At 52.4% G+C, this 15,265-nt stretch carries 15 protein-coding genes; 6 read left to right on the top strand and 9 right to left on the bottom strand.

The annotated features are described in order from the left end of the window. Window positions 1-239 precede the first annotated feature (239 nt). Entirely contained in the window at window positions 240-2,624 is a 2,385-nt protein-coding gene (locus BLQ82_RS15490; protein ID WP_244280828.1) for a transglutaminase domain-containing protein, read from the top strand. Window positions 2,625-2,727: 103 nt separating this feature from the next. On the opposite strand, the gene BLQ82_RS15485 is transcribed toward BLQ82_RS15490, so the two are convergent. Continuing rightward, window positions 2,728-3,129, bottom strand: coding sequence for a GyrI-like domain-containing protein (locus BLQ82_RS15485; protein ID WP_062524674.1), 402 nt, complete (start codon window positions 3,127-3,129; stop codon window positions 2,728-2,730). 196 nt (window positions 3,130-3,325) lie between these two features. Between BLQ82_RS15485 and BLQ82_RS15480 the strand changes: the two genes are divergently transcribed. Beyond that, window positions 3,326-3,814 carry a DinB family protein gene (locus BLQ82_RS15480; RefSeq protein ID WP_062524678.1) on the top strand — a complete coding sequence of 163 codons (489 nt, stop codon included), beginning with the start codon at window positions 3,326-3,328 and terminating at the stop codon, window positions 3,812-3,814. Window positions 3,815-3,911: 97 nt separating this feature from the next. Next, on the top strand, window positions 3,912-4,622 hold the full coding sequence (locus BLQ82_RS15475) for a hypothetical protein (RefSeq protein WP_062524680.1): 711 nt from the start codon (window positions 3,912-3,914) through the stop codon (window positions 4,620-4,622). A gap of 170 nt (window positions 4,623-4,792) precedes the next feature. Here the strand turns inward: BLQ82_RS15475 and BLQ82_RS15470 are convergent, their stop codons facing one another. Further along, window positions 4,793-6,688 (bottom strand): PrkA family serine protein kinase, encoded by a 1,896-nt coding sequence (locus tag BLQ82_RS15470; protein WP_062524681.1) that lies wholly within the window; start codon window positions 6,686-6,688, stop codon window positions 4,793-4,795. 175 nt (window positions 6,689-6,863) lie between these two features. On the opposite strand from BLQ82_RS15470, the gene BLQ82_RS15465 reads away from it, so the two are divergent. Beyond that, entirely contained in the window at window positions 6,864-7,688 is an 825-nt protein-coding gene (locus BLQ82_RS15465) for a DUF2161 family putative PD-(D/E)XK-type phosphodiesterase (protein WP_062524684.1), read from the top strand. A 72-nt stretch (window positions 7,689-7,760) separates the two neighbouring features. Here the strand turns inward: BLQ82_RS15465 and BLQ82_RS15460 are convergent, their stop codons facing one another. The 4 genes from BLQ82_RS15460 to BLQ82_RS15445 form a co-directional block, all read right to left on the bottom strand. Then, window positions 7,761-8,534, bottom strand: a complete 774-nt coding sequence (locus BLQ82_RS15460) for a hypothetical protein (protein ID WP_062524687.1) — start codon at window positions 8,532-8,534, stop codon at window positions 7,761-7,763. A 25-nt stretch (window positions 8,535-8,559) separates the two neighbouring features. Further along, window positions 8,560-9,255, bottom strand: a complete 696-nt coding sequence (locus tag BLQ82_RS15455) for an ABC transporter ATP-binding protein (protein WP_062524689.1) — start codon at window positions 9,253-9,255, stop codon at window positions 8,560-8,562. 874 nt (window positions 9,256-10,129) lie between these two features. Beyond that, window positions 10,130-11,347: an aminotransferase-like domain-containing protein gene (locus BLQ82_RS15450; protein WP_062524691.1), complete on the bottom strand. Its 1,218-nt coding sequence runs from the start codon at window positions 11,345-11,347 to the stop codon at window positions 10,130-10,132. Between the two features lie 66 nt (window positions 11,348-11,413). Then, window positions 11,414-12,070, bottom strand: a complete 657-nt coding sequence (locus BLQ82_RS15445; RefSeq protein ID WP_062524693.1) for a response regulator transcription factor — start codon at window positions 12,068-12,070, stop codon at window positions 11,414-11,416. 278 nt (window positions 12,071-12,348) lie between these two features. Here BLQ82_RS15445 and BLQ82_RS15440 point away from each other — a divergent pair, with 278 nt between their 5' ends. Beyond that, window positions 12,349-12,756: a hypothetical protein gene (locus BLQ82_RS15440; protein WP_062524695.1), complete on the top strand. Its 408-nt coding sequence runs from the start codon at window positions 12,349-12,351 to the stop codon at window positions 12,754-12,756. Further along, a complete protein-coding gene (locus BLQ82_RS15435; protein ID WP_062524697.1) occupies window positions 12,753-13,820 on the top strand; it encodes a phosphodiester glycosidase family protein in 1,068 nt (355 codons plus the stop codon). The genes BLQ82_RS15440 and BLQ82_RS15435 overlap by 4 nt, the downstream gene beginning before the upstream one ends. Before the next feature lie 322 nt (window positions 13,821-14,142). Here BLQ82_RS15435 and BLQ82_RS32025 read toward each other — a convergent pair whose 3' ends face one another. The 3 genes from BLQ82_RS32025 to trmL all read right to left on the bottom strand — a co-directional run bounded on the left by BLQ82_RS32025 (window position 14,143) and on the right by trmL (window position 15,169). Next, on the bottom strand, window positions 14,143-14,289 hold the full coding sequence (locus tag BLQ82_RS32025; RefSeq protein ID WP_157243826.1) for a hypothetical protein: 147 nt from the start codon (window positions 14,287-14,289) through the stop codon (window positions 14,143-14,145). Between the two features lie 37 nt (window positions 14,290-14,326). Beyond that, window positions 14,327-14,581, bottom strand: coding sequence for an AbrB/MazE/SpoVT family DNA-binding domain-containing protein (locus tag BLQ82_RS15430; protein ID WP_025706451.1), 255 nt, complete (start codon window positions 14,579-14,581; stop codon window positions 14,327-14,329). Window positions 14,582-14,704: 123 nt separating this feature from the next. Further along, window positions 14,705-15,169, bottom strand: a complete 465-nt coding sequence (gene trmL, locus BLQ82_RS15425) for a tRNA (uridine(34)/cytosine(34)/5-carboxymethylaminomethyluridine(34)-2'-O)-methyltransferase TrmL (protein ID WP_062524699.1) — start codon at window positions 15,167-15,169, stop codon at window positions 14,705-14,707. Between the last annotated feature and the right edge of the window lie 96 nt (window positions 15,170-15,265).

Below are 15,265 nucleotides of genomic sequence, written 5' to 3'. Positions count from 1 at the left end.
CAGTGCCCGCCGGACAATTTCCAGGTAACCTCATCCTGCCCTCCTTACCCCCTGCTACCAGGCAGGGGGTATTTAAATTAAATTTACTCCAGCAGTTATAAATATAAATTATCCCAATTTTGTTTTAAAAGCGTCAGATTGGGTTATATATCTTCTGATATTTATAATGGGTAATTATGGATTGATTCATAATTTAGACTCATCTTAGACAAACCTGACGGGAGAGGACATTATTGAAAGTGAAACAATTGGCAATGATTATGTTCATCATGTGTGTAGTATTAACAGGCTGCATGGGAGGCAGCAAAGATGCCGGGCAGGAGCCGTCGCACGCTCCCCAAGCCAGTGCGGCTGCAGAGACGAAGAAACCTTCAGGGAACCCTCCGCCGGACGCTTCGCAGACGGTGTATGATCTGAAGCAGAAGTACGATACTGACAATAACCCGGGCATTATGCCCATGTACAACGTCGAGCAGGATATGGAATTTATATTCAGGTTCAATACGGATCTCGGCCCAGAGGCGATTGGCAAGACGCTGTCCGTACATACCGATATCAAGGCACTGCCGGAGAGCAAGGTGGGGACCCTTGAAGACTCACAGCTTGTAGATGGCAAAAGCGTATACTCCATCAAGCCGCTTGGCTTCGGCGTACTGTCTTCCGATTCCCTGCGCGAAGCCGGCGGCAGCTCCTGGGGGAACGCCCCCGTGTACTACATACGGCTCAACTATGACTTGGATGCGGCTGCACCTACTCCGCTGAAGCAGCCGATTATCATTCCGTTTACGGTGAAATCGGACCTGCCCGTGCCGAATCTGCAACCCGACATCAGCCCGGACGGCAGACTGACACTGGCCTGGAGTGAGGTGCCGGGCGCAGAGAGCTACAATATTTACAGTGCTTCGCATATCACGATGGAGAACACCAATGAGGCACTGAGTGGCGCGGAGCAAGGATATGCAGATCAGCGTCCGCTGCTTATCGCGACGGTTCCCGGCACTTCTTATAACGATTTTATGAAGGACGGGCGCGGTGCGCTTGGGATTGTGGATGAGACAATCACCAGCATCCAGAACAACAATGTTCAAGGTGAATATTACGTAACCGCCGTTCAGGGAGACAAAGAGTCCAAGTTCAGTGCCCCGGTGGATACCGTTGCGCTGTCCAAGCAACTGCCGCGCACCGTGGCTTCCGAGGATAATATCAATCTGAAATTGTTCAAGAACGCGGGGGAACTGCCCAAGACAGTCCCTGTCCAGTTTATTGACGGCTCCAAAGCCCCGGGAACTGTTATTTACGACACCGGTTCCATCACCATTCAGCAGTCCGGTCCAACCGATGTCCGGTTCTCCATTCAAGGTACAGCGCTAAAGGGGTATGTCCAGGTTGAGAAGCTGACGGATGCGGATATTGCGAGTCTGGCTGCCGCTCAGAGCAAAGGGACCAATCAAGGGTATGTGGAGCCGCAGAATAACACGGATTATGTTCCTGCACCCGATGTGCCGACCATCATTGACAATAACGGGAATGGAAGCGAAAGCGAATCCGGCGATAATGTCATTGACCGGCAAAAAGAAAATACCCGGAACAAGGTAGACGAAGGGAACAAACAGACGGTGCCTGCGCCAACGATATCAGAAGACTTAATCCATGCGGACTCTGCGCTGGAAGAGTATCTCACCTTGAATCTGATGAGCGGGAAGACCGAAATTCCGCTGCAGGCCTTCCCCGAGGCGCAAAATGCGCGTACGCTGGTGGATGTGATAGAAAAAGTAGTCTACCAGAACCCGCTCATTCTCGGATTCCGCAGCTATGGCTACGATTATCAGACCCTGACTCTGCATGTGGAGTACGATGATCCTGCCGAGGTCATCTTGTCCAAACAGCTGGAAATTCTCGCAGAGGCAGACAAAGTGATTGCAGCCACCATCAAGGACGGCATGAGCGTAGATGAGAAGCAGATGGCGATCTACAATTATTTGAATGACAATACCACCTACGACGATGCCGCGCTGGAGAATGCCAAGCAGCAGGAGTTCAAGGGTGTGGATGCCAAGTTCAACGATTCCTTCAGTACCTACGGCATTCTGGTCAAAAAGGTTGGCGTATGCATGAGCTATGCACACACCTTCCAGCTGCTCTCTGACCTGGCCCAAGTCCCTTCAATGGTGGTCACGGGAACGATGGACGGCGTGAATCACGCCTGGAATAAAGTGAAGATCGGCGAGGAATGGGTCAATGTCGATCCGACCAATAACGAGACCAATTCCGGACTTCCGTATCTGCTCTACAATTCGAGCGATGCCACTGCCGCCGATGTAGACTATGTCATGGACAACTCCTCCTGGCTGGATAATGAGCTGTCCCGGTTCCAGGCCACAAGCAATGCCCACGATTATTACGTGACCCATGGCCTTGAGGCCGATTCGCTTGAAGCCTACAAGACCAAGCTGGCCGGGCAGCTGAAGCAAGGGAAGACCCTGGTTGTGCTGCGTGTCCTGGCCGATACGGACAGTGCGGAGCTTACGCAGAAAACCGCCGAGGTCATTCAGCAATATGACCCAAGCAAGCTGGCCAATGCAGGTATGGTTGAATTAGGAAGCTACGTAGCGGTTCAGCTGTAGGCTATAAAAAGAACGCCAAAAGGGAAGCCCCTTTCACGGAGCTTCCCTTTTGGCGATTCAGGATTAAGCTTGACGGCTATAGTAAGCCGCAGCTCCAAAGTTCCTATTTTCCCGCCCGCTCCCTCACCGGAACATAAATCTCCATCACCGTATCCGCCCGGGAATGACAGCGCTCGTCGTAGAACTCAAAGTTGAGCTTGCCTTCATCGTAGACATATCCGCTGCCCGGAAACCACTCTTCAAAAATATACTTCCAGGTGCTCTTGATGGTCTGCACGAACTCTTCCTGAGCCTTCCCTCCCGAGGTATCCACTGGCGGTGTGGTGAACACGGCATACTCCGCTTCTGGCACATCCACGGTGATCATCTCATCGGTGACCCGGCTGAAGTCCTCCACAATTACCCCGAGCAGATAAGCGGCCTTTCCGCTGTCAAAGGCCGGAACACATAAACCAACTTCGCCGTGTTTGGGCGGATTGAGAATAATATCCTTGCTGTAATTCACTGAGTCACCCGGCCTTTCCCCGATCGGTGATTTTATTATAGCAGCCGGCTGTTAAGAGGGCTGTTCCTGTTTTGCTAAGCTGCGCTCCGCAGCACCTTGTCCTAAACCTGACAGGCTGCAGTCAAGTTCCATGAGGTATAGTTAAGATACAGAAGAAAAATCTGGATATACATACATTTGAACAGGAGGCCGTTTCATGGCAGCAAAAACGAACGAACAGCTGGTGTTTGAATTTCAAGCCTTAATCCCCTACATCCAATCCCTCGCTACCCTGGAAGAAGCAGATTGGGAAACTCCGGTTGCGGCCGGCAAATGGACCTTAAAAGAAATGCTGTGCCACATTACGCAGTGGGACAAGTACTTTTATGAGGAGGCTTTCGCCAAAATACAGAATGGCCAGCCGCTGACCATCAGGCATCAGAACTTCGATGAGTTCAACGCCCGCGCCATCGATTACGCCAAGTCACTGACCGTGCAGGCGGCCATCGGGCAATTCGTACTGTACCGGACCAAAATCCTGGAGACCACCGCAGGATTGACCGATGAAGAATTCACCCAGCCTTGTCTGGACGGGGACGGCAAGAAATTCAGTATCCGGGGGTATCTGAGAGATTTTATTCCCCACGACAAACATCATAAGCGGCAAATGGAGCAATATCTAAAAACGGTTAAAAGCGGCAAGTGAGAGCGTAGCGGCGAATACGTTTTTCTTAAGAAGGGTATCAATTCAACTCTGCCATGAATAGGCTGTTATCATTAATTGAATAATGGAGGTATCCCACATGACCCAAGGGAACGAATATCTTAACAGCCAAGCTTATCCACCCGCATATCCTTATTCTCCCCGTTACACACCTTTCCCTTACTCTCATTACTACCATCTCGTCCGTTCAGAGAGCAGCCCGGCAGACCTGCCCTCAGACAGCCCAAGCACAAAAAAAGAACTTGTAACTGGTTATATGAACGCAAGTGTTGGCGGCGGGCAGGGGGTTCATGTTGCTACCGGAGGCGAAGTGGGCGGAAAACATGGCCTTGGCTTAAATGCAGGCGGAAATTTAGGCTTTGACGGCGCGGGTATGCATGCTGGCGGCCACATGGGCACCCCTTCATATGGAATCCATGCGCAAGGCAATACCCATCTGGGCACCAGCCAGGGGCTTGGGTTCAATGCCGAAGCCCAGGCCTTAGGCAAGTACGGAGTGGCCGCTCAGGCAAAAACACAGCTCGGCGGCGGTCAAGGGGCCGGATTCCAAACGGGGGCACAGGTCGGAGGAGATTATGGTCTGCAGGCCAATGCAGAAGGCCACTTAGGTCTAAGTCAAGGTGCCGGATTCAATACCGGGCTTCAGCTCGGCGGGGACAATGGCCTCGGCGCACAGGTACAGGCGCAGCTCGGCGGCGGTCAGGGAGCAGGCTTAGGAGTTGCCGGACAGGTAGGCAAATATAATGGACAGTTAGGCTTTAATATCGGAGGCAAGGATAAAGAGTCTTAAAGAGCAGAACAGTCCGAGGATGAATCCGGGACGGACTCTTTAGCGCAGGAGGGGGCGGCCAGCCCCCGCCCTTCCCCACCGCCATACATACGGATAAACCTGTTAGGGACAAGCAGATACAGAAAAAAGGACCGCCTACAGGCAGTCCGCGCAAATATCTTCTGCCGCCCTTAGCGGTTCAACAGGCTTCCGACATATTTCAGCAGCTCATTGGCGCAGATCGGGCAGTAGGAATGCTCGTCGATCAGGCGTCTGGAAACTTCGTTAATACGCTTGAGCTGGCTTTCATCCGGCGTTTTGGAGGAGGTGGTGATTTTGACGATATCCTTCAGGTCGGTAAACAGCTTTTTCTCAATGGCTTCCCTCAGCCGGTCATGGTTGTTGTATTCGAACTTTTTACCTTTGCGGGAGTAGGCGGAAATCCGGATCAGAATCTCCTCGCGGAAGGCTTTTTTGGCATTCTCGGAAATGCCGATCTGCTCTTCAATCGAACGCATCAGCCGCTCATCCGGCTCCATTTCCTCATCTGTCAGCGGATCGCGGATTTTGGTCCAGTTGCAGAAGGCTTCGATGTTGTCGAGATAGTTCTCGAACAGCGTTTTGGCGGATTCCTCAAAAGAGTAGACAAACGCCTTTTGCACTTCGCTTTTAGCCAGAATATCGTATTCCTTGCGGGCTATGGAAATGAAGTTCAGGTAACGCTCGCGCTCCTCCTTCGTAATCGAAGGATGCTGGTCCAGGCCGTCCTTGATCGCCCGCAGCACATCCAGCGCATTCATGCACTTCAGGTCGTTTTTGATCAGCGCACTGGAAATCCGGTTGATGACATAACGCGGATCGATGCCGGACATGCCCTCGTCCAGATATTCCGTCTGCATTTCCTTGAGATCCGCTTCCTTGTAGCCTTCGACCTCTTCGCCGTCATACATGCGCAGCTTTTTGATCAGATCCATGCCCTGCTTCTTGCTCTCCTTAAGCCGGGTCAGGATAGAGAATATCGCTGCGGCCCGCAGCGCATGCGGGGCAATATGCACATGCTTCATGTCGCTTTGGGCGATGAGCTTGGCGTAGATTTTTTCCTCTTCGGACACTCTCAGATTATAAGGAACAGGCATAACAATCATGCGGGACTGGAGTGCTTCATTCTTTTTATTGGAGATGAAGGATTTATACTCCGTTTCATTGGTATGGGCAATAATCATTTCGTCTGCAGAGATCAGCGCAAACCGGCCGGCCTTGAAGTTCCCTTCCTGGGTCAATGACAGCAGGTTCCAGAGGAATTTCTCGTCGCACTTGAGCATTTCCTGGAATTCCATCAGCCCGCGGTTGGCCTTGTTCAGCTCCCCGTCGAAGCGGTAGGCGCGCGGATCGGATTCCGAGCCGAATTCGGTAATGGTTGAAAAGTCGATGCTGCCTGTCAGGTCGGCGATATCCTGCGACTTCGGATCGGACGGACTGAAGGTCCCGATCCCGACGCGCTCCTCCTCCGACAACAGCACACGTACTACTTTTACCTGTTCGATGTCGCCGTGATATTCATTTTTGAGCCGCATCTGGCAGGAGGGGCACAAATTGCCTTCGATGCGGACCCCCAGCTCCCGCTCAATCTCCGGGCGCAGCTCCAGCGGAATCAAATGCAGCGGGTCCTCATGCATCGGGCAGCCTTCTATAGCATACACCGCTCCTTCATCCGTCCGCGAGTACTGCTCCAGCCCGCGCTTCAGCAATGTAACCAGCGTCGACTTGCCCCCGCTGACCGGTCCCATCAGCAGCAATATCCGTTTACGCACATCCAGCCGCCGGGCGGCGGAATGGAAATATTCCTCCACCAGCTTTTCTACGGCACGGTCAAGTCCAAAAATCTCCTGCTCAAAAAACTTATACCTTTTACGCCCGTTGATGTCCTCTACGCCGTGTGACTTGATCATGTCGTATACGCGGGAATGAGCCGTTTTCGCGGGAGAGGGGTCTTTTTTCAGCAGTTCTATATACTCCTTGAAGGTGCCGCTCCACGCCAAACGGTCGTTCTCAGCCCGATACGAAGCTATACGCTCAAATATATCCATTGCTCGCTGCCTCCTCTTGCGCTCCTACTTGCTCCACCAGCTTAGAAAGTGTATTACATAACTATGCGGTGAGCCTGGAATAGTTGACCTCTTTTTTGCTGTGCTATAATAGAGCATCGTTAAAAAACCCAGGAAAATGCATATTCCTTAAAAATAGGGCGCAGGAGTGAAAACAATGGCGGTTAAGCATGAAACGGAGCTGTATGCTCCGTTGAAGAGTTTTTTTGAGAAGCAGGGCTATGACATCAAAGGCGAGGTGCGGACCTGCGATCTGGTGGGCTTGCGGGGGGATGAGGAGCAGCCGCTGATCGTGGAGATGAAAAAATCGTTCAACCTCGCCCTGCTGCTGCAGGGGGTTGAACGACTGCGGCTCAGCCCCAACGTCTACCTCGCGGTAGAACGCGTGCGGGACAAAAAGGGCGCGGTGAACCAGCGCTGGGGCGAGCTTACCGGGCTGTGCCGCCGCCTCGGCCTCGGGCTGGTCACCGTGGTCTTCTACAAGACCAAGGCCCCGCTCGTCGAGGTGCTCGCGGAGCCGGGCGACGCGCCGCCCCAGGCCCGGGGCGGCGCAAGACGGCGCGAGCGCCTGCTCTATGAGTTCCGCGAGCGCAGCGGGGACTACAACACCGGCGGCAGCACGCGCGTCAAGCTCGTGACGGCCTACCGCGAGAAGGCGCTGCGCGTGGCCCTCGCGCTGCAGGCGGCCGAGGCCGAAGCCGCTCACGCGGCCGGCCTCGCCCAGGCAAGGCGCGCTGCGCGGAGCGGCGCGCCGGAGGCGGACCCGGCGGCTGAGCGCAGCCGGGCGGAGGCACCGCCCGGCGTGACCCCCGCCGAGCTGCGCAAGAGAAGCGGCGTGCCGGGCGCCGCCGCCTTCCTGCAGAAGAACTACTACGGGTGGTTCTTCCGGGTGGGGCGCGGCCGCTACACGCTCACGGCCGCCGGAACCGCGGCGCTGATCGAATACGCCGCAATCGCAGAGATCAGCGCGGGCAAGCTGTAGCCGCTGCGTTTTAATAGCATTCACACTTTTTTTGTTTACAGCCTTCCCGTTACAATCTTAGCCCCGCTGTGCTTACTTCCCGAAGATTTCATACTTCCGGGAATTGAACAAATAACGGCCGGCGGTTCCTGCAACCAGCGCTACCAGAAGATTCATGCCCACCGAGGACCAGCGGATCGACTCGTTGATATCGGCGGGCTGTACCTGGCTGACCGGGCTGACCGTAAGCAGGTTCGCATATTGCTTGAAGGTCTCCGCTGCGGACGTTCCGATGCTCCAGTGCCAGCTGTTCCGGACCACCAGCGCAAATTGAATGCCAACCACCAAGACCATTACCAGAGCTATGCAGAGGTGGCTGAGCACCGGTTTGCGCAGTCTTTTGGCAGCGGCAAGGGCCAGTCCCATCACAGCCAGACCGGCAGGAATGCTGCACAGCTTGGACAGCACCAGATAAGCGATGCCCAGAGCCGGGCTGTCCGAATGCATGATCCGCTGCTGATACAGACCTGCCGGATTCACAAACACATCAAGCAAAGAAGGAAGCCACACCAGGATAAGCCCCAGCATAAATACCGCCGACTTCACACCGAACAATGCCGAGGTTCTAAGGGGCAGCAGATGATTAATCGGCATAGTACCGGTAAAAAACTCGCGGTAATAATCCAAATAGATGTATACGGGCAGCAGAATCCCGATCACCATATTCACCAGAAGAAAAACAAAGGACAGATCCTGATCCTGGCTGAATAAAAAGTACAGATTCGTAAGCACGCTAATTCCGGTGAAGGTTGCAAAGACGGCGCAATGTTTCCGGCATTCCAGTTTGAATTGGTTAAGTTGAACCATGAAGCTCTCTCCCTTATTTTTGAAATCATCCGACCAGCTGTTTAAAAATCTCCTCGATAGGCATCCCGTAGTCCTTCTGCAGCTCCCCTATCCCTCCGTACAGCTGCACCCGGCCTTCATTAACAATCGCTATATCCGTAAACAGGCTTTCGACATCATGAATGAGATGTGTGCTGAGCAGTATGGAGCTCTCCGGGTCAAAATGGTCCAGGATGATCCGCATGATCTTGTCCCGGGTCGAAGGGTCTACTGCAGCCAGCGGCTCGTCCAGAACATACAATTTCGCTTTGCGTGCAAAGACCAGGGAAATACTCACACGCTCCTGCATCCCCTTGGACAAATTCTTCACCTTTTCCGCAGGGTTCAGGCTGAGCTCTTCGATCATGGCATAAGCCATATCCAGCTGAAAGTCTTCGAAGGAGTTCCGGAAGAACGAGATACACTCCTCTATAGTCATCCAGGGATAAAGAAATTCACGGTCAGGCAAATAAGACACGATCCTTTTGGTATCCAGGCCGGGTTGTCGCCCGCAGACGGTAATGGACCCCTTGTAGTCGCGCAGCAAGGATACAATCAGCTTCATCAGGGTAGTTTTCCCCGCTCCATTCGGACCCAGCAACCCTACAATTCTCCCCTTCGGCAGGGTGAGATTCAGATTGTCCAGGGCCACCTTTTTGCCATACCTTTTAGTCAGGTTGCTGCATTCCAGCACGTTCTCCATCACTTGCATCTCCTTAGCTGTGTATTCTGTTTTCCATTTTGCACCAGTGTCTCTGCTTCTTTTAGACGCCCGGCACGGCTCAATCCCCGCAGCCCCGATGAAATTCAAGGCATTGTTCTTTAATTTGCCATAAAGCTAAGCCCTGCTCGCCTGGACGAACAAAGCAAAAAGACGGTCCTTGCAATGGCCGCCTTACTACTTAGGAGGGAGTGGTTTCTCCCGCATTATTCTGTTCTGCAGACTTGGTTAAATCCTAGCCGCGAAGGATGCGGACAGGAGATCCCTTATTCAGACGGATCATGCGAGTTCCAGCGTTCAAATGGCACAGATTACGTTATTCTGCCTATTCCCCCTCATTTTAAGTTAAAAGAAACGATACAGCGGATTCTGAGTCCGAATCTTCGGAAAAACTACACTTATACGTAAAATAGAGTCTTCTCTGTCCGGTTCACGCTGCAAAAGGATTAATCCTATTTGCTCCTGCACACCTGCAGCCAGATCATGGGAGCCTTCCCGGCGATCCACATACTCCTTTGACAATTTCAGGTGGAAAAAAGTTACCTAATTTGCCCAAGTACCCCGTTCTCCGCAGGTTAAGTGGAAAAAGGTTACCTAATTCAGCTCATTTCCCCCTTGACTAACTAATATGGCCCAAGTAAGTTCCCTTTTTCCACTTAATTCTCACAATTGCTGATTTTTAGGAAAAATAAGTTCCCTTTTTCCAACTAGCACCGCTCACCTGCTTCTTCGCAAGCGTTAGTTGGAAAAAAACTATCGAATCCGGCTGACTTCCACCCGATTGAGTGAATTCGCTGAATTCGCCTGTACAACGAGAAAAAGCCCTGAAAAGGGCTTTATCAAAAAACCGCCACGCTCAGCTCCGTGCCGTAAACTCCGTCACGGCCTCGCTCATCAGGTTCATGCCCAGCAGCAGCTCATCCCGGCCGGGATGGCTGAAGTTGAGGCGGATGCGTCCGCTTCCTCCGCTCACACTGCACAGCGGGCCGGGCAAAAAAGCGACGCCTTTGGCCAGCGAGGCCTTTAGCAGCGCCATCGCATCCAGGCCTTCCGGCAATGTTACCCACAGGAACATGCCGCCTGCCGGCAGACAATAGCTGCTGCTCTTCCAGGCCGGCCGCTTCAGCAGCTCCGCCATCAGCTTCAGCCGGGTGTTGTACTCCCGGTTGAGGAGCGCGATATGCTCACGCAGATCAAAGGCCGTCACATCCAGCAGATGATGCAGAAGCCGCTGGTTGAGTGAGCTGGATTGCCAATCGGCCATCTGCTTCGCGGCAGCCATCATTCCGATCAGCTCACGGCTGCCCGCCGCCCAGCCCGTCCGCAGCGCAGGTGCAACCGTTTTGCTGAAGGAGCCAATGTAGAGCACATGTCCGCCCTCGCTGACATTCTCCAGCGCATACAGAGACGGATACTTCACAGAATGATGCTCCGTGTACTTTTGAAAATGCAGATCGCCATAAGAGTCATCCTCGACGATCAGCACATTGTGTGTGGTACACAGCTCCAGCACTTCCTTGCGTCTGGCCAGACTCCAGAGAATTCCACTCGGATTCGTGAAACTCGGTGTAGCAAACAGCATCTTGGGCCGGTGCTGGCGGATCTGGGTCCGCAGATGCTCCGGCAGCAGCCCGTCCTGGTCCCCCCGGACCGGAATAATCACAGCCCCCTGCATCCGCAATGCCTGCAGAATACCCGGTGAAGTCGGATTCTCCACCAGCACGCGGTCTCCAGGATCAATATAGACTCTCGACAACAGATCAATCGCTTGTTGACTTCCCGTTGTCAGCAGAACTCCGCCTGCGGCAACCGCCACCCCTTTGGCCTTCAGCCAGTCTCCGGTCAGCCATTCGCGAAGTGGTCCATACCCTTCAGGATCACCATACTGCAGCGCCCCGGCGTCTGCCGAGATTACTGTGGAAGCCGTTTCAGCCAATAGAGATAATGGAAACAATTCTTCGGCCGGCAGCTCTTCAGCCAGTGAAATCAGCGTCCCCCTGCGCGTCTCTGTACGTATGCTCAGCAGCGGTGAAGAGTGTAATGTATGTGCGCGGGCAGAAAACTCATATTTCATATGCTCCCCCCTTCCCCTGTACCAAGAATATTCCTTTACGGGCTGCATTATGTCGTTATGCTAGGGCTAAGCGTACATTTGCTTGTTTTGTCTGGAGAAAAGCGCGAATTTTTCAATCGCTTGCGCTCTTGTAGATACCTCCAGCTTCACATAAATCTTCCGCAGATAATTATCGATGGAACGGCGGCTGACTTCAATTTCATGTGCGATTTTATCGTATGTAATTCCCTGAACGATCCGTTCCATAATGAACATTTCGGTCTGGGTCAACTGCAGTACCCCGTCCAGCCCGCGCGACGAAGCCACCGGACGGAAACCGTCCCGGGCCCATTCCAGCGGAATGGAGAGAAACCCTTCGCGCAGCCCGTTGATCATCTGCAGCAGTTGACGCGGGGATGCTCCCTTGGAGAGCACACCGCTGGCTCCAAGCTCGATAAGCGGCTGGAACAGCTCCTTATCCTCTTCCTCGGTCATAATGATGAAATGGGTGCTTTTTGAGCTTTGCTTCATCTCTACCAGCGCACCCTCGACATTGCCTTCCGGCATTTGATAATCTGTCAGCACCAGATCCGGCTGCTGTTGCTGTACCGTGTAGACGCCCTCGCTCCAGTTGGAGAACATCCCCACCACCTCAATCTCCTTGCTTTCCTCCAGAATTAATTTTGTACCCAGCATACTTGTGGGATGACATCCCACGATGATCACCCGCCACACCTTCATCATTACTGCCCAAACCTCCTGCTATCTATGTATTTACCCAAAAAGGGAAGCGCCATAGCGTTTCCTGTAGTACGCAAGCAAGGTTCAGGATAACTTGTTAATTTCCCCTTCTTTTCCCTTGAATACGTCCATCAGTTCTTCCAATCTATAGAAATTGTATCGTAGTAGTTAAATAGAGCGCAATTATTTTTTCACGTTTATATAAGTCTTTTCACTTTTGCGAATATTGTAAAAGTCTGATAGAATGAGAACTTGAAAAAAATTTGCCTGAGGTGATATAAATGCAACCGCTAGCGGAATCGACACCGGTACACTCGCGCACTGCTTCCGCGCGAAGCCGATCTTCCGTAAAATGGTTTTTACTGTTCTGGATTTTGATGATCGGGCTCGGTTTTTACGCCGTGTACAGCTACACCAACCATCTTAAGGAGCAAGTGCTAAACGAGCTTAGCACCCAGAGCCAGCAGCAGCTTACCGTTTTGAAGACCGATTACGAGTCGCGAATTGGCGTACTCTCCCAGCAAGTCAAGGAATTGCAGAGCACCGTGGACACCTTTAACGAACTGCTTACCTTTACCAAAGACAATGCCAGCAACAAGACAGATAACAGCAACAAGCTGTACACCCAACTGAACGAGGTCCGCAAACAGCTGGCTGCGCTGCAAAAAGAAATGGATCTGCTGAAATGATGACACCGGTTAAAAAAATCAACCGTTTTTTCATGCTTCTGACTGCGCCGTTTTTTGGCCTGCTGCTCTGCCTATGGTGGTACCAGCCGCCGCTTGATCTGAATTTGGGTGTTGGACAATTCGCTGCGGAGCCCGGACCAGTCAAGGAAACCGCTGAGCTGCAAAATGCGCTGACCACAGCCCAAGCCGCGGCCTCTTACACCATCCATTCCATCAGTGCCAGCGCCAAGCTGTACAATCAGACGACCAATGCCATGAATGCGCTGGTCCAAATGGCGAAGACCCAGGCCGCACGTCCGGAACTGATCTATAACCGCCGGATCAGCTCCAGATTGGGCATTCCAGCCGATGTCGCGAGAAGCGACCGGATAACCATTGAACTCTACCGGCTAAACCCCGGCAATTATACAGCTTACGCTATGAAAATAAAATTGAAGGACCCGGCCGCCATGAAAATGAGTCTGGCTGGAGACGGCAAAGGCGGAGCGGAAACGACGCTGCAGGCCGCGAACCGCTACGGCGCAACTGCCGGCATCAATGCAGGGGGGTTCGCCGACAGAGACGGCAAGCGCTACCCGCTCTCCACAACCGTTATCGGTGGTGAGTATCTGTACGGCTTCGAATCTACCTACAAGGATCTCAGCTTCGTTGGACTGAACGCTTCCGGCCAGCTGATCGGCGGTAAATTCTACAGCCGGACACAGCTCGACCAGCTGCAGCCGGTTTTCGGAGCCACCTTTGTACCGGTCCTGCTGAAGAACAGCGTCAAGGTGCCCATTCCAACCAAATGGCAGCTGTCCCCGAAGCGTGCTCCCCGTACAGTGATCGGTAAGTACAAAGACGACCAGCTGCTGGTGATGGTGGCAGACGGATATAACGAAAACGGCAACTCCGGCGCAACTCTGGAAGAGCTTCAGAACAAACTGTGGAATATGGGCGTCATTGATGCGTACAATCTGGACGGCGGCGGCTCCTCCTCTTTGATTTTTAACGGACGGGTCATTAATAACCCTTCAGATGGAAATTTGCGTAAGGTTCCTACCAATTTCCTCTTTTTCAAATAATCATTATGTATTGTCTATGCGGCAAATCACATTTTCATTTATTTTTGAACGACCTCGGGGTATAATCAGGGAAACGAATACAGTCACTCATGGAGGTGCACGCATGTCGTTTTCCCTTACCTTTTGGATTATCGTTCTTGTGTTCCTGTTGTTTCTGGCCGGCATCCTTACTGCTGCGTACAACGAAGACCAGACCAAGGGCCTGTAGGAGCAGCAGACAGTTACTAACCTACCCTTATATCTTAAACAAAGAGCGCCACACAAATGTGCGGCGCTCTTTGTTGTGGGGGCAGTAGCAGGATGTAAAGGCTCACAATGTTCCTCATCCTTCTTCCCTGAAGTGAATGGTTACCGCCCCCATGGCACAGCAGTCGCCGCTTGGCTGCAGCCCACTTTTCGTAAAAAAGTCCGGAATCGGTAATCCGCCAAGAGAGCGCAGGTTGTTGCCTTTCCTATGTACAATTGCCACTTGCGCACTTTCTCTTGGAATGCCTGATCTGATCTGATTAGGCGTGTCTTGGCAATTGGGTCATTTCAGTCAGGCAATCCGCACAAATATAACGGTCTTTATATTCGCTTACGCCTTCCATCGATCCGCAAAATACACATTTCGGACGGTAACGCTCAAGAATGATATGATCGCCCTGCACCAGAATTTCTACAGGATCACCTTCATTCATTTGGTATCTTTTACGCAGGGACTTAGGCAGAACAATTCTACCCAGCTGATCTACTTTTCGAACTACGCCAGCAGGTTTCATATCTAAATTACACTCTCCTGTTCAACAAAAAATTAGTATCTACTACTTATTTCGGCACTATTCTTCTATTTCGTTACCTTAATGTCGAATCCTGCTGAAAAAATTAAAAAATTATGTTTACTTTTAGAATAGTTGCGGAAAATCCAGCTGCCGGAGCGCTTCATAAACAATAATTGCCGCAGAGTTGGATAAGTTCAGGGACCGAACCGCCTCACTCATCGGCATGCGCATGGTAGTTTCTTTGCCGGCTTCAAGAATTTCTGCAGACAAGCCCTTGGTTTCTTTGCCAAAAACAAAAAAATCCCCGTCCCGAAACGCGAAATCGGTGTACCGCTTGTCCGCCTTCGTTGTTGCATAGAAGAACCGGCCTTCCGCATACTTTTCCAGCACTTCCCCAAAGGAATCATGATACTCAATGTGCACGGCATGCCAATAATCCAGACCGGCACGCTTCAGCGTAGCATCGTCTGTACGGAAGCCCAGCGGGCGGACCAGATGAAGATGGGTGCCTGTAGCTGCACAGGTGCGGGCGATATTGCCGGTGTTGGCCGGAATCTCCGGTTCCACCAGCACAATGTGTAATGCCATAATGTAGTGAACTTCCTCTCTGCAGGCTATTCAGCCCGTTGATGTGTGTAGGAGGCATGGCGGTCAGCAAGCGGAACTGCGATATCGTGCTTTAGA

Source organism: Paenibacillus jilunlii (assembly GCF_900102965.1).
Classification (GTDB): Bacteria; Bacillota; Bacilli; order Paenibacillales; family Paenibacillaceae; genus Paenibacillus_AQ; species Paenibacillus_AQ jilunlii.
This window is presented reverse-complemented; position numbering and strand designations above follow the sequence as displayed.

Excerpts from the sequence above, each read along its gene's own strand:
- BLQ82_RS15470 (WP_062524681.1), bottom strand. The coding sequence starts at position 6,688 with ATGGATATATTTGAGCGTATAGCTTCGTATCGGGCTGAGAACGACCGT.
- BLQ82_RS15465 (WP_062524684.1), top strand. The coding sequence starts at position 6,864 with ATGGCGGTTAAGCATGAAACGGAGCTGTATGCTCCGTTGAAGAGTTTT.
- BLQ82_RS15435 (WP_062524697.1), top strand. The coding sequence starts at position 12,753 with ATGATGACACCGGTTAAAAAAATCAACCGTTTTTTCATGCTTCTGACT.
- BLQ82_RS15450 (WP_062524691.1), bottom strand. The coding sequence starts at position 11,347 with ATGAAATATGAGTTTTCTGCCCGCGCACATACATTACACTCTTCACCG.
- BLQ82_RS15455 (WP_062524689.1), bottom strand. The coding sequence starts at position 9,255 with ATGGAGAACGTGCTGGAATGCAGCAACCTGACTAAAAGGTATGGCAAA.
- BLQ82_RS15475 (WP_062524680.1), top strand. The coding sequence starts at position 3,912 with ATGACCCAAGGGAACGAATATCTTAACAGCCAAGCTTATCCACCCGCA.
- BLQ82_RS15460 (WP_062524687.1), bottom strand. The coding sequence starts at position 8,534 with ATGGTTCAACTTAACCAATTCAAACTGGAATGCCGGAAACATTGCGCC.
- BLQ82_RS15445 (WP_062524693.1), bottom strand. The coding sequence starts at position 12,070 with ATGATGAAGGTGTGGCGGGTGATCATCGTGGGATGTCATCCCACAAGT.
- BLQ82_RS15430 (WP_025706451.1), bottom strand. The coding sequence starts at position 14,581 with ATGAAACCTGCTGGCGTAGTTCGAAAAGTAGATCAGCTGGGTAGAATT.
- BLQ82_RS15440 (WP_062524695.1), top strand. The coding sequence starts at position 12,349 with ATGCAACCGCTAGCGGAATCGACACCGGTACACTCGCGCACTGCTTCC.
- trmL (WP_062524699.1), bottom strand. The coding sequence starts at position 15,169 with ATGGCATTACACATTGTGCTGGTGGAACCGGAGATTCCGGCCAACACC.
- BLQ82_RS15480 (WP_062524678.1), top strand. The coding sequence starts at position 3,326 with ATGGCAGCAAAAACGAACGAACAGCTGGTGTTTGAATTTCAAGCCTTA.